Origin of the sequence: Nocardioides soli (assembly GCF_014191495.1) — a bacterium.
Lineage (GTDB): Bacteria > Actinomycetota > Actinomycetes > Propionibacteriales > Nocardioidaceae > Nocardioides > Nocardioides soli.
In genome coordinates this window covers 467,980-489,527 of record NZ_JACHWR010000003.1, presented here as the reverse complement: position 1 = coordinate 489,527, position 21,548 = coordinate 467,980, and the positions used below count along the sequence as shown (strand labels likewise).

The 21,548-nt window shown below is 72.4% G+C and carries 18 protein-coding genes; 3 read left to right on the top strand and 15 right to left on the bottom strand.

What is annotated here, in order from left to right; all coding sequences use genetic code 11:
* Nucleotides 1–5: 5 nt before the first annotated feature.
* From argH to argC, 8 genes are read right to left on the bottom strand one after another with little or no spacing between them, the layout of a single operon-like run.
* Entirely contained in the window at nt 6–1,454 is a 1,449-nt protein-coding gene (gene argH / locus FHU40_RS21195; RefSeq protein WP_183594333.1) for an argininosuccinate lyase, read from the bottom strand.
* Nucleotides 1,454–2,887: an argininosuccinate synthase gene (argG, locus tag FHU40_RS21190; RefSeq protein ID WP_183594332.1), complete on the bottom strand. Its 1,434-nt coding sequence runs from the start codon at nt 2,885–2,887 to the stop codon at nt 1,454–1,456. Before argG ends, argH begins: the two co-directional genes overlap by 1 nt.
* Nucleotides 2,884–3,423, bottom strand: a complete 540-nt coding sequence (locus FHU40_RS21185) for an arginine repressor (protein WP_183594331.1) — start codon at nt 3,421–3,423, stop codon at nt 2,884–2,886. Before FHU40_RS21185 ends, argG begins: the two co-directional genes overlap by 4 nt.
* Nucleotides 3,420–4,355, bottom strand: coding sequence for an ornithine carbamoyltransferase (gene argF, locus FHU40_RS21180; protein WP_183594330.1), 936 nt, complete (start codon nt 4,353–4,355; stop codon nt 3,420–3,422). Before argF ends, FHU40_RS21185 begins: the two co-directional genes overlap by 4 nt.
* The gene (locus FHU40_RS21175) at nt 4,352–5,563 is read right to left on the bottom strand and encodes an acetylornithine transaminase (RefSeq protein WP_343057970.1); all 1,212 of its coding nucleotides are present in this window, start codon (nt 5,561–5,563) and stop codon (nt 4,352–4,354) included. The genes argF and FHU40_RS21175 overlap by 4 nt, the downstream gene beginning before the upstream one ends.
* Nucleotides 5,560–6,516, bottom strand: coding sequence for an acetylglutamate kinase (argB, locus tag FHU40_RS21170; RefSeq protein WP_183594329.1), 957 nt, complete (start codon nt 6,514–6,516; stop codon nt 5,560–5,562). Before argB ends, FHU40_RS21175 begins: the two co-directional genes overlap by 4 nt.
* Nucleotides 6,513–7,664 (bottom strand): bifunctional glutamate N-acetyltransferase/amino-acid acetyltransferase ArgJ, encoded by a 1,152-nt coding sequence (gene argJ / locus FHU40_RS21165; protein WP_183594328.1) that lies wholly within the window; start codon nt 7,662–7,664, stop codon nt 6,513–6,515. The genes argB and argJ overlap by 4 nt, the downstream gene beginning before the upstream one ends.
* Entirely contained in the window at nt 7,661–8,689 is a 1,029-nt protein-coding gene (argC, locus tag FHU40_RS21160) for an N-acetyl-gamma-glutamyl-phosphate reductase (RefSeq protein WP_183594327.1), read from the bottom strand. The genes argJ and argC overlap by 4 nt, the downstream gene beginning before the upstream one ends.
* Nucleotides 8,690–8,766: 77 nt before the next feature.
* Between argC and FHU40_RS21155 the strand changes: the two genes are divergently transcribed.
* The 3 genes from FHU40_RS21155 (at nt 8,767) to FHU40_RS21145 (ending at nt 11,656) form a co-directional block, all read left to right on the top strand.
* On the top strand, nt 8,767–9,561 hold the full coding sequence (locus FHU40_RS21155; protein ID WP_183594326.1) for a maleylpyruvate isomerase family mycothiol-dependent enzyme: 795 nt from the start codon (nt 8,767–8,769) through the stop codon (nt 9,559–9,561).
* Between the two features lie 266 nt (nt 9,562–9,827).
* Nucleotides 9,828–10,829, top strand: coding sequence for an ATP-binding cassette domain-containing protein (locus tag FHU40_RS21150; protein WP_183594325.1), 1,002 nt, complete (start codon nt 9,828–9,830; stop codon nt 10,827–10,829).
* Nucleotides 10,826–11,656, top strand: coding sequence for an ABC transporter permease (locus tag FHU40_RS21145; RefSeq protein WP_183594324.1), 831 nt, complete (start codon nt 10,826–10,828; stop codon nt 11,654–11,656). The genes FHU40_RS21150 and FHU40_RS21145 overlap by 4 nt, the downstream gene beginning before the upstream one ends.
* Nucleotides 11,657–12,182: 526 nt before the next feature.
* Here the strand turns inward: FHU40_RS21145 and FHU40_RS21140 are convergent.
* The 7 genes from FHU40_RS21140 to FHU40_RS21110 form a co-directional block, all read right to left on the bottom strand.
* Complete coding sequence (locus FHU40_RS21140) at nt 12,183–15,152, bottom strand: ATP-binding protein (RefSeq protein WP_183594323.1); 2,970 nt, start codon at nt 15,150–15,152, stop codon at nt 12,183–12,185.
* Between the two features lie 40 nt (nt 15,153–15,192).
* A complete protein-coding gene (locus FHU40_RS21135; protein ID WP_183594322.1) occupies nt 15,193–15,774 on the bottom strand; it encodes a dihydrofolate reductase family protein in 582 nt (193 codons plus the stop codon).
* 95 nt (nt 15,775–15,869) lie between these two features.
* On the bottom strand, nt 15,870–18,365 hold the full coding sequence (gene pheT / locus FHU40_RS21130) for a phenylalanine--tRNA ligase subunit beta (RefSeq protein ID WP_183594321.1): 2,496 nt from the start codon (nt 18,363–18,365) through the stop codon (nt 15,870–15,872).
* Complete coding sequence (gene pheS, locus FHU40_RS21125; RefSeq protein WP_183594320.1) at nt 18,365–19,471, bottom strand: phenylalanine--tRNA ligase subunit alpha; 1,107 nt, start codon at nt 19,469–19,471, stop codon at nt 18,365–18,367. Before pheS ends, pheT begins: the two co-directional genes overlap by 1 nt.
* 96 nt (nt 19,472–19,567) lie before the next feature.
* A complete protein-coding gene (locus tag FHU40_RS21120) occupies nt 19,568–20,047 on the bottom strand; it encodes an arsenate-mycothiol transferase ArsC (protein WP_183594319.1) in 480 nt (159 codons plus the stop codon).
* Entirely contained in the window at nt 20,044–20,817 is a 774-nt protein-coding gene (locus tag FHU40_RS21115; RefSeq protein WP_183594318.1) for an aquaporin, read from the bottom strand. Before FHU40_RS21115 ends, FHU40_RS21120 begins: the two co-directional genes overlap by 4 nt.
* Nucleotides 20,814–21,545 carry an arsenate reductase/protein-tyrosine-phosphatase family protein gene (locus FHU40_RS21110; protein ID WP_183594317.1) on the bottom strand — a complete coding sequence of 244 codons (732 nt, stop codon included), beginning with the start codon at nt 21,543–21,545 and terminating at the stop codon, nt 20,814–20,816. The genes FHU40_RS21115 and FHU40_RS21110 overlap by 4 nt, the downstream gene beginning before the upstream one ends.
* Between the last annotated feature and the right edge of the window lie 3 nt (nt 21,546–21,548).

Sequence of the window (21,548 nt, the reverse complement as noted above, 5' to 3'; positions counted from 1 at the left end):
GTCGCTCAGGCGCCGAGCCGGGCGCGGTGTGCGTCGACGGCCGCGGCGAGCTCGGTCAGCTGCTCGCGGACCCGGACCGGGGCCGTGCCGCCGCGGCCCTCGCGGGAGCCGACCGAGCCCTCGACGGTGAGCACCTCGCGCACCCCGGGGGTGAGCGCAGGCGAGATCTCGGCGAACTGTGCGTCCGTGAGCTCGTCGAGCTCGACGCCGAGCTCCTCGCAGCGGCGCACGCACGCACCGGCGACCTCGTGGGCGACGCGGAACGGGACGCCCTCGCGGACCAGCCACTCGGCGACGTCGGTGGCCAGCGAGAAGCCCTGCGGCGCGAGCTCGGCCAGCCGGGCACGATCGAAGGTCAGGGTCGCGACCATGCCGGTGAACGCCGGAAGCAGCACCTCGAGGGTGTCGACGGAGTCGAAGACCGGCTCCTTGTCCTCCTGGAGGTCCCGGTTGTAGGCGAGCGGGAGCGCCTTCAGGGTGGCGAGGAGTCCCGACAGGTTGCCGATCAGGCGCCCCGCCTTGCCGCGGGCCAGCTCGGCGATGTCGGGGTTCTTCTTCTGCGGCATGATGCTCGACCCCGTCGACCAGGAGTCGTGGAGCGTCACGAAGCCGAACTCCTTGGTCGACCAGAGGATGACCTCCTCCGCGATCCGGCTCACGTCGACGCCGATCTGGGCGGCCACGAAGGCGAACTCGGCGACGAAGTCGCGGGAGGCGGTGCCGTCGATGGAGTTGGCGGTGGAGCCGGTGAAGCCGAGCTCGGCGGCGACGCCCTCCGGGTCGAGGCCGAGGCTGGAGCCGGCGAGCGCGCCGGAGCCGTACGGCGAGTCGGCGGCCACGCGGGCGTCCCAGTCGCGGAGGCGGTCGACGTCGCGCAGCAGCGCCCAGGCGTGTGCCATCAGGTGGTGTGCGAGCAGCACCGGCTGGGCGTGCTGGAGGTGGGTGCGACCGGGCATCACGCTCTCCCGACCCGGCTCCAGGTGAGCGCGGGCCTGGGTCGTCAGCGCGTCGACCAGATCGAGCACGTGACCCGCCACGACGGCCGCGTGGTCGCGCAGGAAGACCTTGAACAGCGTGGCGATCTGGTCGTTGCGGCTGCGGCCGGCGCGCAGCCGGCCGCCGACGTCGGCGCCGACCTCCTCGACGAGCAGCCGCTCGAGGGCGCCGTGCACGTCCTCGTCGACGGGGTCGGGCACCAGGCTGCCCGCGGCGTACCGCTCCCCCAGCGCCGCGAGCCCGCGCAGCAGCTCCGCGTGGTCGGCGTCGGTGAGCAGCGCGGCGCGGTGCAGCGCGTTGGCATGGGCCCGCGAACCGGCCAGGTCGTACGGCGTGAGCCGCCAGTCGAAGTGGGTCGAGCGCGACAGCGCATCGAGCTCGGGCGACGGCCCGCCCGCGAAGCGGCCGCCCCAGAGCTTGCCGGTGTTGGTGCCGGTGGAGGTGTCGTCGGTGCCCATCAGTCGCTGCCGAACTCCATCGCGGCGGCGTCGAGCGCCACCTCGTCGGGCTCCTCCTCGGCCGCCGGGTTCGCCTCGATGCGCTCCGCGCCGCCCGCCGGCAGCTCGCCGAAGAGGGTGCCGTGCTCGACGAGCACCTGGCCCTGGTCGAGGGGCTGCGCGGCGTACTGCTCGAGCTTGGCACGGGAGTCGGCGATGTCGAGGTTGCGCATGGTGAGCTGGCCGATCCGGTCGAGCGGGCCGAAGGCGGCGTTCTCGGTGCGCTCCATCGAGAGCTTGTCCGGGTGGTAGGAGAACGTCGGGCCGTCGCTGCGCAGGATCGTGTAGTCCTCGCCGCGGCGCAGCCGCAGCGTGACCTCGCCGGTCACCAGCGACGCGATCCAGCGCTGGATCGACTCGCGCAGCATCAGCGCCTGGGGGTCGAGCCAACGGCCCTCGTAGAGCAGCCGTCCGAGACGGCGGCCCTCGAGGTGGTAGTTGGCGATCGTGTCCTCGTTGTGGATGGCGTTGAGCAGCCGCTCGTAGGCGATCCAGAGCAGCGCCATGCCGGGCGCCTCGTAGATGCCGCGCGACTTGGCCTCGATGATGCGGTTCTCGATCTGGTCGGACATGCCCAGGCCGTGCCGGCCGCCGATCGCGTTGGCCTCGTGGACGAGCGCGACCGGGTCGTCGTACCGCTTGCCGTTGACCGAGACCGGCCGGCCCTCCGCGAAGCCGATGGTGACGTCCTCGGGCGCGATCTCGACGGACGGGTCCCAGAACTTCACGCCCATGATCGGCTCGACGACCTCGAGCGAGACGTCGAGGTGCTCGAGCGTCTTGGCCTCGTGGGTGGCGCCCCAGATGTTGGCGTCGGTGGAGTACGCCTTCTCCTTGGAGTCGCGGTAGGGCAGGTCGTGCTCGGTGAGCCACTGGCTCATCTCGGCGCGGCCGCCGAGCTCGGCGACGAAGTCGGCGTCCAGCCAGGGCTTGTAGATGCGCAGGTCGGGGTTGGCGAGCAGGCCGTAGCGGTAGAACCGCTCGATGTCGTTGCCCTTGAACGTCGAGCCGTCGCCCCAGATGTCGACGCCGTCCTCGTGCATGGCGCGGACCAGCATCGTGCCGGTGACCGCGCGGCCGAGCGGCGTGGTGTTGAAGTACGCGCGGCCCGCCGAGCGGATGTGGAAGGCGCCGCAGGCGATCGCGGCCAGGCCCTCCTCGACCAGCTGGGGGCGGCAGTCGACGGCGCGGGCGATCTCGGCGCCGTACTGGAGCGCGCGCCCGGGCACGCCGCTGATGTCGGGCTCGTCGTACTGACCGATGTCGGCGGTGTAGGTGCAGGGGATCGCGCCCTTGGAGCGCATCCAGGCCACGGCCACCGAGGTGTCCAGCCCTCCGGAGAACGCGATGCCGACACGCTGGCCGGCGGGGAGGGACGTCAGGACCTTGCTCACGGGTTGTCTACTTTCTGTTCTGCGTGGGAGTGGGCGTCGGCGAGGGCGAGGAACCGGCGGGCCAGGTCGTCGCCGCCCGTCGGCTCGCGCCCGATCACCAGGACGGTGTCGTCTCCGGCGATCGTGCCGAGCACCTCGGGAAACTCTGCCTTGTCGAACGCCGAAGCGAGGAACTGGGCGGCGCCGGGAGGGGTGCGCAGCACGACCAGGTTGGCGCTGGCCTCGGCGCTGACGAGCAGCTCGCCGCAGAGCCGGGCCAGCCGGGACGCCGCCGCGACGGTCTCCCCCGGCGCCGCGGGTCGTCGGTCGCCGCCCTCGGCGGGCACGGCGTAGACGAGTGCGCCGTCGGCGGTGCGTACCTTGACGGCGTCGAGCTCCACGAGGTCGCGCGAGAGGGTGGCCTGGGTGACCCGGAGGCCGCTCTCGGCCAGCAGGTCGGCGAGCTCGCCCTGCGAGCGCACCTCGTGCTGGGTGACGATCTCGACGATGCGCTGGTGGCGGGCGCTCTTGGTCGTCGGACGGAGCGCAGTGCTCATCCCGGGTCCCCGGTCAGGAAGGCGAGGATCGCCTTCTGCGCGTGCCGGCGGTTCTCCGCCTCGTCCCAGACCACGCTCTGCGGGCCGTCGAGCACCTCGGCGTCGATCTCCTTGCCGCGGTAGGCGGGCAGGCAGTGCATGGCGATCGCGTCGGGCTTGGCCTGCTCGAAGAGCCCGGTGGTGAGCGAGTACGGCGCGAACACCTCGGCCCGGGCCGCGGCCTCGTCCTCCTTGCCCATCGAGATCCAGGTGTCGGTCACGACGACATCAGCCCCGGTGACGGCAGCGACCGGGTCGGGTTGGAGAACCGCGGAGCCGCCGGTGGTGGCGCCGATCGCCGCGGCCCGCTCGAACATCGCGGCCTCCGGCGCGTAGCCCTCGGGCGAGCTGATGCGGACGTGCATCCCCGCGGTGGCACCGGCCAGCAGCCAGGAGTTGCCCATGTTGCAGGCGCCGTCACCGACGAAGGCTACGGTCAGGCCGGCGAGCTGCTGCTTGTGCTCCTGGATGGTGAGCAGGTCGGCGAGCAGCTGGCACGGGTGGTACTCGTCGGTGAGCGCGTTGACGACGGGCACCCCCGCATGCTCCGCCATCTCCTCGAGGCGCCGCTGCTCGTAGGTGCGCCACACGATGACCGACGCCTGCCGGCCGAGCACGCGGGCGACGTCGTGGACCGACTCGCGCACGCCGATCCCGGCCAGGGCTCCGTCGACGAGCATCGGGAACCCGCCGAGCTCGGCGATGCCGGCCGCGAACGACGCCTGGGTGCGCAGCGTCTGCTTGTCGAAGATCATCGCGACGGTCTTCGGACCGGCCAGGGGCTTGGCGTCGTACGGCGCGTGCTTGAGCTCCGCCGCGAGGGCGAGCACCCGGGCCTGCTCCGCGGGCGTCAGGTCGTCGTCGGCCAGGAAGTGACGCACGGCGTGGCTCACGGCTGCTCCCCCTCGCCTGCGAAGGCGGTGTCGAGAATGCCCGGCCACGCGGTCAGGAGCGCGTTCACGTCGTCCGCGGTGATCACCAGGGGCGGCACGATCCGGATCCGCCCCGGCGTCGGGTTGTTGAGGATGAAGCCGGCCTCCTGGGCGGCTGCGACCACGGCCGCGGACACGTCCGCGGCGAGGTCGAGGCCGATGAACAGGCCCGCGCCCCGGACCTCGGTGACCCGCGGGTCGGCGGCGAGGCCGTCGCGGAGCTTGTGGCCCAGCACGGTGACGTGCTCGAGGAGGTCCTCGTCCTCGATCGTGGCGATCACGGCGAGGGCGGCCGCGCAGGCGACGGGGTTGCCGCCGAACGTCGTGCCGTGGTTGCCCGGTTGGAGCAGCTCGCCCGCGGCGCCGATGCCGATGCAGGCGCCGATCGGGAAGCCGCCGCCGAGCCCCTTGGCGAGCGTGATGACGTCCGGAGTGATCCCGCCGTGGGCGAACCACGCGCCGGTGCGCCCCATGCCGGACTGCACCTCGTCGAGCCACAGCAGCGCGCCGTGGTCGTCGGCGATGCGGCGCGCGGCCGCGAGGTAGCCCTCGGGCGCGATGTTGACGCCGGCCTCGCCCTGGATCGGCTCCAGCAGGATCGCCGCGGTCCGGTCGGTGACCGCGGCGGCGAGCGCGTCGGTGTCGCCGAACGGGACGAAGATGACGTCACCGGGCAGCGGCTCGAACGGCGCCCGGTAAGCCTCCTTCGACGTCAGCGCCAGCGCGCCCATGGTGCGGCCGTGGAACGCTCCCTCCGCGACCACGACGTGGGTGCGGCCGGTGCGCCGGGTCAGCTTGAACGCCGCTTCGTTGGCCTCGGTGCCGGAGTTGGTGAAGAACACCCGGCCGCCGCCGACACCGACGCCGAGGAGGTCGAGCAGCTTCTCGGCGAGCTCGACCTGGGGCGCGGTGGTGAAGAAGTTCGAGACGTGCCCGAGGGTCTGCAGCTGGGTGGTCACCGCCTCGATCAGCGCCGGGTGGGCGTGGCCGAGGGCGTTGACGGCGATGCCGCCGAGGAAGTCGACGTACTCCTTGCCGTCGGCGTCCCAGACGTGTGCGCCCGCGCCCCTGGTCAGCAGCAGCTTGGGTGCGCCGAAGGTGTTCATCAGGCTCGCGGCGTACCGCTCCTGGTAGCCGCCCGTGGTGGTGGTGGTGGTGGTGGTGTTCACTCGGCGTCCCTCGCCTTCCGGGTCTTGGTCTCGACGCCGGGCAGCACCTGGGTGCCGACGCCCTCGTTGGTGAACAGCTCGAGCAGCACGGCGTGCGGCTCGCGGCCGTCGACGACGGTGGCGCGCGGAACGCCGTCCTGCACCGCCTGGAGGCAGGCGCCCATCTTGGGGATCATGCCGGCGGCGAGCGTCGGCAGGATCTCCGCGAGCGCCTCCGGGCTGATCTCGCCGATGACGTCGTCGGAGTCGGGCCAGTCGAGGTAGAGCCCCTCGACGTCGGTGAGGACGAGCAGCTTCTCCGCCCCGAGCGCGACGGCGAGCGAGGCGGCCGCGGAGTCGGCGTTCACGTTGTGGACCACGCCGTTCACGTCGGGCGCGACGCTCGAGACGACCGGGATCCGGCCGGCCTCGATCAGGTCGAGGACCGACTCGGGCCGGACGTGCGCCACCTCGCCGACGAGGCCGAGGTCGACCTCCTCGCCGTCGACGACCGTGTTGGTCGGCTCGGCGGTGAACAGGCCGGCGTCCTCGCCGGAGCAGCCCACGGCGAGCGGGCCGTGCTCGTTGATCAGGCCGACCAGCTCACGCTGGACCTGGCCGACGAGGACCATCCGGACGACGTCCATGGCCTCGGGGGTGGTGACCCGCAGTCCGCCGCGGAACTCCGACTCGATGCCCAGCTTGTCGAGCATCGTGGAGATCTGCGGGCCGCCGCCGTGGACGACGACCGGCTTGAAGCCGGCGAACCGGAGGAAGGCGATGTCCTCGGCGAAGGCGCGCTTGAGGGTCTCGTCGGTCATGGCGTTGCCGCCGTACTTCACCACGACGATCTTGCCGTGATAGCGCTTCAGCCAGGGCAGCGCGGCCGCCAGGGTGCGGGCCTTCGCCGGGTCGGGCTTGCTGGGGTCGTGGTGGACGTGCTCGATCACGGGGCTGTCGCTCTGGTCGCTCATGAGGAGTAGGCGCTGTTCTCGTGGACGTAGGCGTGGGTCAGGTCGTTGGTCCAGACGGTCGCGCGCTCGGGCCCGGCCTTCAGGTCGATCGTGACGCTGACCTCGCGCGGGTCGAGGTCGACGGTCGCCGGGTCGGCGTGCGGGGTCGACTGCTTGCAGACCCAGACGCCGTTCATGGCGACGTCGAGGTCGGCGGGGTCGAACTGAGCGCTGGTGGTGCCGATGCTGGCCAGGACCCGGCCCCAGTTGGGGTCCTTGCCGAAGACCGCGGCCTTGAAGAGGTTGGACCGGGCGACGCTGCGGCCGACCTCGACCGCGTCGTCCTCGGTGGCCGCGTTGAGCACGGTGATCGCGATCTCGTGGTCGGCGCCTTCGGCGTCGGCGAGCAGCTGCATCGCGAGGTCGGTGCAGGCCTGGGTCAGCGCGGCGGTGAAGTCGGCGGGGCTCGGGGTGATGCCGCTGGCACCGCTCGCCAGCAGCGTCACCGTGTCGTTGGTCGACATGCAGCCGTCGGAGTCGAGCCGGTCGAAGCTGATCCGGGTCGCGGCGCGCAGCGCGGTGTCGAGGTCGGCGGCGGGTACGACGGCGTCGGTGGTCAGCACGACGAGCATCGTGGCCAGCTGGGGGGCGAGCATGCCGGCACCCTTGGCCATGCCGCCGATCGACCAGCCGGCGCCCTCGACGACGACCTGCTTGCTGACCGAGTCGGTGGTCATGATCGCCTGGGCGGCCTCGGCTCCCCCGTCGGCGGCCAGCGCGTCGTACGCCGCCTGCGCACCGGCGAGCAGCTGAGCGCGGTCGTTGGTGAGGCCGATCAGTCCGGTCGAGCACACGACCACGTCGATCGCGCCGATGCCGAGTGCGGCACCGACGGTCTCGGCGACCGCGTGGGTGGTCTGGAAGCCGTCGGCACCGGTGTAGCAGTTGGCGCCGCCGGAGTTGAGGAAGACCGCCTTGACGATGCCGTCCTTGACGGCCTCCTGGCTCCACAGGACCGGGTTGGCCTTGCAGCGGTTGGCGGTGAAGACGCTGGCCGAGTCGAACTGCGGGCCGTCGTTGACGACGAGCGCGATGTCCTTCGCGCCGGTGGACTTCAGCCCGGCGGCGACGCCGGCGGCCCGGAAGCCCTGAGGGTTGGTGATGCTCACGGAGCTACTCCTACGGTCGAGAGGCCCAGTCCTTCGTCGAGGCCGAGCGCGAGGTTCATGCACTGGACGGCAGCGCCGGCGGTGCCCTTGGACAGGTTGTCCACGGCACCGACGGCGACCATTCGTCGTGCGTCCTCGTCGACCGTCACCTGGAGGTGGACGGAGTTGGAGCCGGTGACCGACTTGGTCTGCGGCCACTGCCCCTGCGGGAGCAGGTGGACGAAGGGCTCGTCGGCGTACGCCTTGGCGTAGATGTCGTAGGCCTCGTCGGCGCTCAGGTCGGCGGTGAGCCGCGCGGAGCAGGTGGCGAGGATGCCGCGCGGCATCGGCACCAGGAGCGGGGTGAAGCTCACCCGGACGGCATCCTCGGTGAGCCGCGACAGGCTCTGGGTGATCTCGGGGGTGTGCCGGTGCACGCCGCCCACGCCGTACGCGCTGGCGTTGCCCATCACCTCGCTGCCGAGCAGGTGCGGCTTGGCGGCCTTGCCGGCACCGGAGGTGCCGGAGGCGGCGACGACGGTGACGTCGGGCTCGACGACGCCGGCGGCGACGGCCGGGGCGAGCGTGAGCGTGGCGATCGTCGGGTAGCAGCCCGGTACGGCGACCCGGTTCGCGCCCCGGAGGGCGTCGCGCTGGCCGGGCAGCTCGGGCAGGCCGTAGGGCCAGGTGCCGGCGTGGCTGCCGCCGTAGAACCTCTCCCATACGGCGGGATCGGCGAGCCGGAAGTCGGCGCCGCAGTCGATGACCACCGTCGCGTCGCCCAGCTGGGCGGCGAGCTCACCGGACTGGCCGTGCGGGAGGGCCAGGAAGACCACGTCGTGGCCGCGCAGGGTCTCGAGGCTGGTCTCGACGAGCACCCGCTCGGCGAGGGGCACCAGGTGTGGCTGCAGGACGCCGAGCGGCTGCCCCGCGTTGGAGGCACCGGTGAGCGCGCCGATCTCGATCTCGGGGTGCCCCAGGAGCAGCCTCAGCAACTCACCCCCGGCGTACCCGCTGGCTCCGGCGACGGCGATCCTGATCGGCATATGCATGACTATACACAGTTCTGCATGGTCATGTAACTCGGGTGCGGTGTGTCGGTGGTCGGTCCTAGGTTCCGAGTATGGCGCGACTCTCCTTCGACGACTACCTGCGACACATCGACGCCGAGGCGGCACGGCTCAGGTCGGTGCTGGCGACGTGCGATCCCGAGGCACGGGTGCCGGGCTGCCCGGACTGGACGGCGACGGACCTGCTCGGGCACCACGCCCGCGTGTTGCACTTCTGGGCCACGATCATCACCCAGCGCCCCGTGGGGCCGGACGAGCTCGACGAGCCCACGGAGCCCGCGGCGTACGACGAGCTCCTGGCCTTCCACGAGGCCCAGGCCGCGCGGCTGGTCGCCGCGCTCGGCGCCGCCGACCCCGCGGAGCCGGCCTGGTCGTGGTCGGACGAGCAGACGGTCGGGTTCACGTTCCGCCGGCAGGCACACGAGGCGCTGATCCACCGGCTCGACGCCGAGCAGACCGCGGGCGCGGTCACGCCGCTCGACCCCGCTCTCGCCGCCGACGGCGTCGACGAGGCGCTCGACGTGATGTTCGGGGGCACTCCCCCGTGGGGCAGCTTCACGCCGTACGGCCGGTTCGTGCGGGTCGACGTCACCGACACCGGCGACGTGGTGTGGGTCGAGACCGGGCGGTTCACGGGGACGGACCCGGAGTCGGGCGAGGAGCACGATCTCGACGACATCTCGGCGGTCGCCGACCCGGGTGTCGACCCCGACGTCGTGGTGAGCGGGCCCGCCAGTGCCCTCGACGCCTGGCTGTGGCGCCGCGGTGACGACACCGAGATCACGCTCAGCGGGGACGAGGCCGTGCAGGAGCAGTTCCGGGCGTGCGTGAACCAGGCGATCGACTGAGCGGTGCGGCGGCGGGGCGGTCGTGCCTCCGGGCGGGGAGTTTCGTCGTCCAGGCGTGAGGTCCGTCGTCCCGGTGCGCTCGACGAGCGTGGGTTCGGGTCGGCAGGGTGGTTCCGAGGCGGGCGCAGAACGCCCTCCTCAACCACCGTCGGACGAGGCCCTCCCTCCTCCACCACGGTGTTCGGGCGCGCTCCCCGCGTCTGCCCTGAAACCGGTGAAATCGGAGTGAAGGCGGGCTGAAACCGGCCGGGGCGAGAGTTCTCGGCATGACACGAGTTCCTGACACCGACCTGGCCGTCGCGGCCTCCGGGCTGGTCAAGACCTTCGGCGACTTCCGCGCGGTCGACGGGATCGACCTCGAGGTACGCCGCGGCGAGGTCTTCGGCGTGCTCGGGCCCAACGGCGCGGGCAAGACCACCACCCTCAAGATGCTCGCCACCCTGCTGCCGATGGACGGCGGCCGAGCCAGCATCTTCGGCGTCGACGTGGGTCGACACCCGCACATGATCCGCCAGCTCGTCGGCGTGACCGGGCAGTACGCCTCGGTCGACGAGAACCTCACCGGCTACGAGAACCTCTGGCTCTTCGGTCGGCTGCAGGGCCTGTCCTCGGCCCGCGCGAAGTCGACGGCCGCCGACCTGCTCGAGCGCTTCGGACTGAACGAGGCGCGGGACAAGCAGATCAGCGCCTTCTCCGGCGGTATGCGTCGGCGGCTCGATCTCGCCGCGAGCCTGATCTCCCAGCCCCCGCTGATCTTCCTCGACGAGCCGACCACCGGCCTCGACCCGCGGACCCGCGGTCAGATGTGGGACACGATCCGGGACCTGATCCGCGAAGGCAGCACCGTGCTGCTGACGACGCAGTACCTCGACGAGGCCGACCAGCTCGCGGACCGGATCGCGGTCATCGACCGCGGCATCAAGGTCGCCGAGGGCACCCCGGACGAGCTGAAGACCTCGGTCGGCAGCTCGACCCTCCAGCTGCGGATGTCCGAGGTGGCGGACGCCCCCGACGCCGCCGCCGTCGTGCGCCGGGTGCTCGACGAGGAGCCGGTGCTCACCCCGGAGTCGGGCGGCATGAACGTGGCGCTCGCCGACGCCAACCAGGCCGCCGACGTACTGATCGCGCTGCGCCAGTCCGGCCTCTCGATCGCGAGCGCGACCGTCCAGAAGCCCACCCTCGACGAGGTGTTCATGGCGATCACCGGCCACGGCGCCGAGGACGAGACCACCGACCGCACCGAGCCCGAGATGGAGGCCGCACGATGAGCACCACCCTGCTCGCCGAGCACGAGACGACCGAGGTGCTCGACCGCACCATCGTGACCCGCCCGTCGCTGCGCGACACGATCGACCAGAGCCTGGCGATGGCCTGGCGCGCCGTGAAGAAGATGCGGCGCAACCCCGAGCAGTGGTTCGACGTCACCCTGCAGCCGCTGCTGTTCACCGCGATGTTCGCCTACATCTTCGGTGGCGCGATCTCCGGGAGCGTCCAGGACTACCTGCCGATCGTGATCACCGGCATCCTCGCCCAGACCGCGCTGACCGCCTGCATGGCGACCGGCATCCAACTCCGCGAGGACATGGACAAGGGCGTCTTCGACCGGTTCAAGTCGCTGCCGATCGCCCGGATCGCTCCCCTGGTCGGCCCGGCGATGGCCGACCTGCTCCGCTACGCCACCGCGGCGACCCTGACCATCCTGACCGGTCTGCTGATGGGCTACCGGCCGGCCGGCGGCGTCCCCGGCGTAATCGCCGGCTGGCTGCTGACCATCGTCGCGGGCTGGTCACTGGCCTGGATCTTCACCTACTTCGGCACCCGCGCGCGCAGCGCCCAGGCCGTGCAGGGCATCTCGATGATGGTGATGTTCCCGTTGACCTTCCTGTCGAACGCGTTCGTGCCCGCCGACACCCTGCCGGGCTGGCTCGAGGCCTTCGTGAAGGTCAACCCGGTCTCGCTGGTGATCAGTGCGGTCCGCGACCTGATGAACAACGGCGCGCTCACCGCCAACGTCGGCTGGGCCCTGCTCGGCTGCGCGATCGTCGTCGCGATCTTCCTCCCGCTCTCGGTCCGCTCCTACTCCCGGAAGATGTGATTGAGCAGCCGGGCGCGAGCTCGCTCGCGCCCGGCGTTGCTCGATCAGGTTGAGCAAGCGGCGCGGCTGAGGAACGAAGCCGCGGCAGCGCGTCGAAACCCGGTGAGCCGAGAAGCAGCGGTGGTTTCGATGAGACGGCCAGCCGGGCGCGAGGAACGAGCGCCCGGCGTGGGGCCGGCCAGGTTGAGCAAGCGACGCGACTGAGGAACGAAGTCGCACGAGCGCGTCGAAACCCGGTGAGCCGAGAAGCAGCGGTGGTTTCGAGACAGGCGCCAGGGCGCCTTCCTCAACCACCGAGACGGGCGTGGTTTCAAGGCTCGTCGCTGGCGCTCCTCACACCTCAACCACCGTGTCCGGCAGGGCGTGGTTTCGAGACAGGCGCCAGAGCACCTTCCTCAACCACCGTGACCACCGACGTGGTTTCGAGACAGGCGCCAGGGCGCCTTCCTCAACCACCGAGACGGGCGTGGTTTCAAGGCTCGTCGCTGGCGCTCCTCACACCTCAACCGCCGAGACCACCAGCACGCTATTCGAGCTCCGTCACGAGGCCGTGAGCCTCCTGGCGGAGCTCGGGGCCGTTGCGGCCGTCGAGCTCGGCGCGGGCGGCGGTGAGCGCGCCGGGCAGGTGGGTGTCGGCGAGCTCCTGGGCCCAGTCCCAGGAGAGGCTCGGCAGCTGGCGGTTGTAGCCGAAGCGGTCGGCGATCGCGATCATCCGGATCGCGCGGCGGGCGGTCTCGTCGTCCGGGTCGTGGACCAGCTCCCACTCGGCGAGGGCGAACAGCACCGAGCCGGCCACCGGGTAGTCCAGGAACCCATGCCGGTTCTCCAGGATGTGGGGAGTCCGCGCGCGCAGCTCACGACGAAGGCCGGCAACCTCGTCGGCGGCACCGTGGCGGAGATGGGCAGAGACGGCTGCGGCGGTCGGGAAGAGCACCCAGGGCGCGACGGTGATCCCGTCGCCGAAGGCGGGGAAGGAGCGTTGCTCCAGCGTCGAGACCGCGTGCCGGTAGCCGCGCAGCCCGTCCTCGATCCGACCGGCTACCAGGTCGAGCTCGGGGCGTCCGCAGAGGACGATGATCGAGGCGCCGAAGACGCCGACCCCGGAGTCGGCGGCCGCGATCTCGTCAAAGATCCGGCCGGCGTCCTCGACCCGCCCGTCCTCCATCGCGGCCACGGCCAGCACCGCCTTGAGCTGGGCCACGTCCTCGAGGGCGCCCAGCGCCTCCATGGTCGGGAGGGCACCCTCGGCGTACTCGAGCGCGCCGTCGATGTCACCTCCCTGCTGGAGGAGCCCCGAGAGCTGGGACCTCACCAGCGCGCGAGTCCACGGACCGTCGCGGTCGTCGAGGATGTCGAGCGACTGCAGCGCGGCCAGCTGGGCCCGGGCGAGGTCGCCCTGGTTCTCGTAGAACTGGCTGGCCCACTGGAGGGCGAGCTGGCGCACCCGCGGGTCGGGGTCCTCGACGAGCTCCTCGAAGCGATCGGCGTCGCCGTCGTTCTCCATCAGCCGCGCCCGCTGGAGGACCTTGATCTGGGCGGAGGCGCGGGTACCGGGCGCACCCGGGCCGAGCTCGTCGAGACGAGCCTGAGCGCGTTCGGTCGGCGACTCGGAGAAGATCATCGAGTTGAAGGTGATGGCGGCCAGGGTCGTGCGCAGCAGCGGCATCAGCTCTTCCTCGACCTCGGCCGAGGAGACGACGTCGTCGACGTCGCCGGCGAGGTTGACCACCTTGAGGTGACTGCCCTCGATCGTCCAGAAGTCGGAGAGGCACGCCATCAGAGCGACCACGGCGGGAGCGTCCTGGTCGCGCAGCGCCGCACGGAGTACGTCGACGAGGTTGCCCTCCTCGGCACGGGCTGCCGTCATCATGTCGACCTGCTCCGGCCCGAAGAGCCGGCGCTCGACGTCGCGGGCGAACCCGACCGCCCACCCGCGGAGGCGGTCCCGTGTCGCGGGCTCGTCCCCCGACTCCGCCAGTCGCATCTGGCCGAACTCGCGGACCGTCTCGAGCAGCCGATAGCGCAGTCCGCTCGCGCCCTCGACGACGGTGACCAGCGACTGGTCGACGAGGTTGGCCAGCGCGGTGAGCGCGTCGCCGTCGACGACCGCGTCGGCCCCGTCGAGCGCGAAGCCGTCGCGGAAGATCGAGAGCCGGCGCAGCGCGACCCGCTCCTCGTCGTGGAGGAGGTTCCAGCTCCAGTCGATCACCGCCAGCAGGGTCTGATGGCGAGCCGGCGCGTCGCGCGACCCGCCGCGGAGCAGTGCGAACCGGTCGTCGATGCGCCGCTCGATCTCGGCGACGGACATGACCCGCACCTTGGCGGCCGCCAGCTCGACGGCCAGCGGGAGGCCGTCGAGGCGGGCGACCAGCGAGCGCACCTCCTCGTCGTCAAGGCGTACGCCGGGCCGGGCGGCCGTGGCCCGTTCGGCGAAGAGCTCCACGGCGTCGTCGAGCCCGAGCTGGGGCAGCTGGTAGACGCGCTCGGCGGCGATGCCGAGCGGCGCCCGGCTGGTGGTCAGCACGCGCAGCGACGGGGTGCGCTGCACCAGCACGGAGACGAGGTCGGCGACCGCCTCGACGAGGTGCTCGCAGTTGTCGAGGATCAGCAGCGCCGGGGCAGTGCCGATCTGGTCGACGATGCGGCTCACCAGATCGGTACGCCGCGCCGCCGCCGACATGAGCCGGCCCGCGACCGACTCACGGACGCCGAGCACGTCGCCGACCTCGACCGCCACGCCCTCGGGCGAGGTGACGCCGGCGAGCTCGACGAAGTGCACCACGGGCTGCTCGGCCAGCCGGCCCATCAGGTGTGCCAGCCGGGTCTTCCCGAGGCCGCCCGGGCCGACGATCGAGGTGACCCGCGAGGAGCGGATCATCGCCTCGAGTGCGGCGGCGTCGTCCTCGCGTCCGATCAGCCGGGACGCCTCGTAGAGCAGGCCCGCGCGGACCGGACGATCGCGTGCGAGCAGCTCGACGTGCAGGGCCCGGAGCTCGGGGGCGGGGTCGACGCCGAGCCGGTCCGCGAGCTCCGTGCGGTAGGCCTCGTAGCGGTCCAGCGCCGCCGGGACGCCGTGCACGCCCGCGACCGAGCGCAGCAGCGCCGCGACCACCTCGTCGTCGGGCTGGGCACGCTCGAGGAGCGGCAGCGCGGCGGCGTACTCCCCCGCGGCGGCGAGCCTCAGACCCTCCGGTCGCGCCGCCCAGGCGTCGACCTCCTCGACGGCGAGGGTGAGCCGGTAGCCCCGCGCGGTCCGCTCGATCGCGTCGACGGCCGTGGCGGCGCGGGCACGCGAGACCACGACGTGCAGCGCCTTGGCAGGGTTGGCCGGCGGCTCGTCCATCCACACCTCGTCGACGAGCGCGGCGTCGCTGAGACCGCGGCGCCCGGCCTCGACGAGGCCGCGCAGGAGGGCGTGGGTCCGTTCGCCCGGGACCGGCGCACCGTCCCAGGTGACCTCGTCGAGCACGCGGAGCCGGATCACGTCCGCGATCATGCCAGCGCCACCATGACCGAGGCGCGACCGCCGGGCTCGGCTACCGCACGACGTCGAAGACGTTCTTCTGGACCCCGTTGGCGTAGACCTCGTGCTCGACCAGCCGCAGCCGCTGCCTCTCGCGGTCGCTGTCGCTGAACAGCCGCTTGCCGGCGCCGAGCAGCACCGGGAAGACGAGCAGGTGGTAGCGATCGATCAGACCGGCGTCCGAGAGCGACCGGTTCAGCTCGGCGCTGCCGGCCATCAGGATCGGGCCCCCGTCGGAGTCCTTGAGTGCGCGGACGTCGTCGGTCGACCGGAGGATGGTCGTCGGGCCCCAGTCGTCGACGAGATCGTCGTCGGCCATCGTCGACGAGACGACGTACTTCGGGATGTCCTTGACCACGGCGAACTCGGTCATGCCCGGCCAGACGGGCGCGAACGCCTCGTAGCTGACCCGCCCGAACAACATCGCCGCGGCCTCCTCCATCTCGCGGCCCTTGAGCTCGTAGACCTCGGGGAGGAAGTCGATGTCCTTGAAGGTCCAGCCGCCGCTGCGGTGGCTCTCGGAGGGGGTGCCGCCGCCGGGCGAGTCGACGACCCCGTCGAGCGAGACGAAGGCGGAGGAGATGAGCGTGCGCATGTCGGTGCTCACTTTCGTGGTCGGGAGGGGTACTCACCCTGTCCACGAACGGGATCACCGGAAAACGACAGTCGCGCCGGAATCACCTCCGCGGATCAGGCTCGCTGCACCGCACCGGTCCGCTGGGCGGCGAGGGCGACCGCCGCGTCGCGTGCGGCTGCCGTCTCCTCCTCGGTCAGCGTGCGGTCGGCGGCCCGGAACCGCAGCGCGAACGCGAGCGACTTCTTGCCCGCGCCGAGCTGCTCACCGGTGTAGACGTCGAAGAGCCGCACCGCCTCCAGCAGGTCGCCGGCGCCCTCACGGAGCGCGGACTCGACGTCCGCCGAGGTGACCTCGGTGTCGACGACCAGCGCGACGTCCTCCTTCGCGACCGGGTACGCCGAGAAGTCGGGGCCCGGCGTGACGTCGCGTGCGTGTCGCATCAGGGCGTCGAGGTCGATCTCGAGTGCGGCGCTGCGCGGCGGGAGGCCGAACGCCTGGCACACCTTGGGGTGCAGCTCGCCGGCGTACCCGATGGCCAGACCGTCCCCGGGGCCGGCCAGGCGCACCTGGGCGCAGCGACCCGGGTGCCACGGCATCCGCTGCGCGGCGGCCACGTCGGTCTCCACGCCGAGCTCGGCGGCCAGCCGGCGCACCAGGCCGACCGCGTCGGCCCAGCCGGCGTCGCGGCCCTCGCCCCACCAGCCGCCGCGCTCGCGCTCGCCCGCGAGGACGACGGCGAGGTGGAGCGGCTGGTCGGGGATCGCCTCGAAGAGCTTGGCGAGCTCGTCGTCGCTCGGCCGCCAGTCGACGCCGTAGATCGGCGCCGGGCCGCGGTCGGCCGGGAACGCCACGGTGCCGGTCTCGAAGAGCGCCACGCCCGGGGCGCCGCGGCCGACGTTGCGGGCGGCGGCCTTGAGCAGTCCGGGCAGCAGGGTGGTCGTGTACGCCGGCTCCTCGCTCGAGAGCGGGTTGGCCAGGCGCACGGTGTGCCGCAGCTCGTCGTCGGCCGGCAGCCCGAGCGCGTCGAAGGTGGCGTCGCCGACGAACGGGAAGCTGATCACCTCGACGCAGCCGGCGCCCGCCAGCGTGCGACCGACCCGGCGCCGCAGCCGCTGCTCACGGGTCAGGCCGCGGCCGGTGGCCTCGCGCGGGAGCACCGAGGGCACCTGGTCGTAGCCGACGATCCGCGCGACCTCCTCGACCAGGTCGAACGGGTCGGTCAGGTCGGGACGCCACGGCGGCGTCGTCGCCGTCAGCGTGGTGTCGCCCTTCTCCAGCACGCAGCCGACCGCCTCGAGGTTGGCCACCGTCGTGGCCGCGTCGATCGGCATGCCGGTCACCCGCGCGGGCAGGTCGTAGGAGATCGTGATCGTCGGCTGCTCGGGCGGGAGGCCGACGACGGTGACGCCCGGGTCGGCCGTGCCCCCGCCGTACGTCGTGAGCAGCTCGACCACCCGGTCGGCGGCGGCCTGGGTGACGACCGGGTCGACACCCCGCTCGTTGCGCTTGCCGGCCTCGGAGGTGATCTTGTGCCGCCTGCCGGTGCGGAACATCGACGTGGCGTCCCAGTGGGCGGCCTCGACGAGGATGTTCGTGGTCGTGTCGGACATCTCGGTGGTCTCGCCGCCCATGACGCCGCCGAGCCCGATGATCCCCGAGTCGTCGGTGACGACGAGGTCCTCGACCGAGAGGGTGCGCTCGGCGCCGTCGAGCGTGGTCATCCGCTCGCCCTCGCGGGCCCGCCGGACCCGGATCGGGCCCTGGAGCCGGTCGGCGTCGTAGCCGTGGATCGGCCGGCCGATCTCGAGCATCACGTAGTTGGTGACGTCGACGGCCAGCGAGATCGGGCGCATCCCGGCCTGGGTGATCCGGCGGACCATCCAGTCCGGCGAGGGCGCGGCCGGGTCGAAGCCGGTGACCAGCCGCGCGACGAAGACCGGGCAGCCGGCCGGGTCGTCGATCTCGACCGGGTAGCCGCCGGCGTTCGGCTCCGGCAGGCGACGCTCGGCCGGGTCGCGGTACGGCGCGCCGTAGGCCAGCGCCGCCTCGCGGGCGACGCCGCGCAGCGAGAGCGCGTAGGCGCGGTCGGGGTTGATCTCGAACTCGATGACCTCGTCGTCGAGCCCGAGCAGCGGGAAGGCGCTGTCGCCGGGCGCACCGGCGCCCTCAGACAGCACGATGATGCCGTCGTGGTCCTCGCCGAGTCCGAGCTCGCGGGCCGAGCAGATCATGCCCGCCGACACGTGGCCGTAGGTCTTGCGCGCGGAGATCTCGAAGTTGCCGGGCAGCACGCCGCCGGGCAGCACCGTGACGACGAGGTCGCCGGGCTTGAAGTTGTGCGCACCGCAGACGATGCCCTGGGGCTCGCCGGTGCCGTTGGCGGCGCCCACGTCGACGGTGCACCAGTTGATGGTCTTGCCGTTCTTCTGCGGCTCGGGCTCCATCGTGAGCACCTTGCCGACGACGAGCGGGCCGGTGATCTGGTCGCCGGGCCGCTCGATGGCCTCGAGCTTGAGCCCGAGCGCGGTCAGCCGCGCGGCGAGCTCGTCGGTGGTGACGCCGGCCGGCAGGTCGACGTACTCGCGGATCCAGGAGACAGGGGCCTTCATCAGAGTTCCGTTCCGAAAGCGGTCGTGAAGCGGACGTCACCCTCGAAGAGCTCCCGCAGGTCCTCGATGCCGTGCCGGAACATCAGGGTCCGGTCGATGCCCATGCCGAACGCGAAGCCGGTGTAGCGCTCCGCGTCGACACCGCAGGCGGCCAGCACCCGCGGGTTGACGACGCCGCAGCCGCCCCACTCGATCCAGCCCTCGCCGCGGCACGTGCGGCACGGCGCGCCGTCGTGCTCGCCGACACCGCGGCACACGAAGCAGACCAGGTCGACCTCGGCGCTGGGCTCGGTGAAGGGGAAGTACGACGGGCGGAACCGCGTGGTGATGCCGTCGCCGAACATCTGGGTGGCGAAGTGGTCGAGCGTGCCCTTCAGGTGGGCCATCGTGATGCCCTCGTCGATGGCCAGGCCCTCGACCTGGTGGAAGACCGGGCTATGCGTCGCGTCGTACTCGTCGGTGCGGAAGACACGGCCCGGGCAGACGACGTAGATCGGCGGCGTGCGGGACAGCATGGTGCGCGCCTGCACCGGGGAGGTGTGGGTGCGCAGCACCAGGTGGTCCGTACCGGGGTCGGTCCAGAAGGTGTCCTGCATGGTGCGGGCCGGGTGGTCGGGCCCGAGGTTGAGCGCGTCGAAGTTCAGCCACTCCGCCTCGATCACCGGGCCCTCGGCGACCTCCCAGCCCATCGCGACGAAGATGTCGGCGATCAGCTCGGCACCGGTGGTCAGCGGGTGCCGGGCACCGGCCGGGACCCGGTCGGTCGGGAGCGTGACGTCGACGGTCTCCTCGACCAGCATCCGCTCCTCGTGCTCGGCCTCGAGCACGGTCTGCCGCTCCCCCAGCTCCTTGGCGACCGCGCCGCGGGCCTGGCCGATGCGCTGCCCGGCCTCCTTGCGGGCCTGCGGCGGCAGGGCACCGATCTCGCGGTTGGCCAGGGCGAGCGGCGAGCGGTCGCCCGTGTGGTCGATCCGGACCTGCTTCAGCTCGGCGAGGTCGGCGGCGGCTGTGATCGCGGCGAGCGCAGCGTCGCGCGCGGCCTCGACCTCCTCGGCCTTCAACGGAGTGACCTCCACGGGGTCGTAGTCGGTGTTGGGTCCGGACACAGGGACGAGTCTAGGAAGACGGGCCGGACCCGCGCGAACCGGTTCACGATCGTGACGTGACGGCGCCATCCCGGGAGCGCCGGGTCACGCCATCGATCAGCGCGGCCCGACGAGCGCGGGCGGGAGCTCCAGGTCGGGGACCAGCTCGGTGACGAGGTCGCGCACGCGGGCGTCGATGTCGCCGACGATGCGTCGCACGGTGGCGTCGTCCTGGTCCCGGGGGTCGTCCAGCGGCCAGTCCCGGTAGGTGGCTCCCGGAACGAACGGGCAGCTCTCTCCGCAGCCCATCGTGATCGTCAGGTCGCTGGCGGCGATCGTCTCCGCGGTCAGCAGCGTCGGCTGCTCCTGCGAGGTGTCCAGCCCCAGGGTCCCGAGCACCTGGGCGACCTCGGGGTGGATGTGCTCGCCGGGCTCGGTACCGGCCGAGAGGGCCGTGACGCGACCTCGCGCGTAGTGCTCGGTCAACAGGCGCGCCGCGACGGATCGTCCGCCGTTGGCGCGGCAGGCGAAGACCACCGTCGGGACCCGCCCGAGACCACCCCTGGCACTGTCGTCGCTCGCGGCGGGCTGGGTCATCGAGAGCTCCTGTGGCTGTCGTGGGCAGAGGCGGTGCGGTGGGCCGTGGCGTGCGGCACGACGACGTCGTCGGCCACGGTTGCGACGTCCGGGTAGAGGCAGCGGACGGCGACCACCCCGACGGCCGCCCCCACCAGCTGCGCCCCGACGAACGCCGGCACCGAGGCCGGGTCGATGCCCGCGAAGGTGTTCGAGAACATCCGGCCGACCGTGACGGCCGGGTTGGCGAACGACGTCGACGAGGTGAACCAGTACGCCGCGCCGATGTAGGCGCCGACCGCCGGCGCGGCGAGCACGCCGCGGCCGCTGCGCGCGAGCGCGAAGATGAGCGCGACCAGGCCGGCGGTGGCGACGACCTCGGCAGCGAAGAGGCCGTCACCGGTGCGGTCCTTCGTGGACAGCTCGGTCAGGTCGACGTCGTACATGAGGTTGGCCAGGAGAGCGCCGACGACAGCGCCGGCGACCTGGGCGACCGTGTAGGCACCGACCTCGACGCCCGTCAGGCCCGTGCCCATCCGCCGGCCGAGGAGCCAGTCGGCGGCGGAGACCACCGGGTTGAAGTGCGCACCGGAGACCGGCCCGAACAGCAGGATCAGCACGGACAGACCCAGGAACGTCGCGGTCGAGTTCTGCAGCAGCTGCAGGCCGACGTCGTCGGGCGAGAGTCGCTCGGCGGCGATGCCGGAGCCGACGACGACGGTGACCAGGAGGGCGCTGCCGAGGAGCTCGGCGAGGAGCCGCCTCGGCAGTGGTGCCGACGGTGCGCTCACGCGCCGCCTCCCGCACGGACGCCGAGGCCGTCGGCCGGCGGGTGGTCGTCGGCGAGCCGGAGTGCGAGCCGCGACACGCGCTCGGCGATGTCGACGTACGCGTCGTCGAACGCGGCGGCGGTGCCGGCCTGCGCGGGGTCGGGGACGGACCAGTGGACGACCCCGGCCAGGCCGTCGGTGCTCGCCGAGGCGAGCTGCTCGTGGGCACCGTCGCACACCGTGACGACGAGGTCACCGGCGCGCAGCAGGTCGTCCAGGGCCTGCGGTCGGTCCTGGACCAGCCTCAGGCCCCGTCGTCGGGCGACCGCGATCGCACCGGACGCGATGGCGTCTCCCGGGTGGGTGCCGGCGGAGGTGGATGGGATGGCACTGGCCCGCCGCCACAGAGCGCTCGCGAGCTGGGAGCGGGCGGAGTTCGCGGTGCACACGAACACCACCCGCGTGACGGTCCGGACGGCGGGCCCGCCGATGCCCGGCAGGAGACCGGCGAGCGCCTCCGGGTGCAGGCGCAGGTAGGTGCGGCGCCGGTCGGCGTGCGAGCGATGTCGGCTGACGACGCCGCGAGCCTCGAGGACGCCGAGGTGGTGCGCCATCAGGTTCGACGGCATCCCGAGCCGGTCGCGCAGCTCGCCCGGCGAGGCGTCGCCGGCGTCGAGCAGGTCGACGATGCGCAGTCGCGCGGGATCGGCCAGTGCGGCGAGCACGCCCGCCCGGGCCTCCAGGTCCATGAT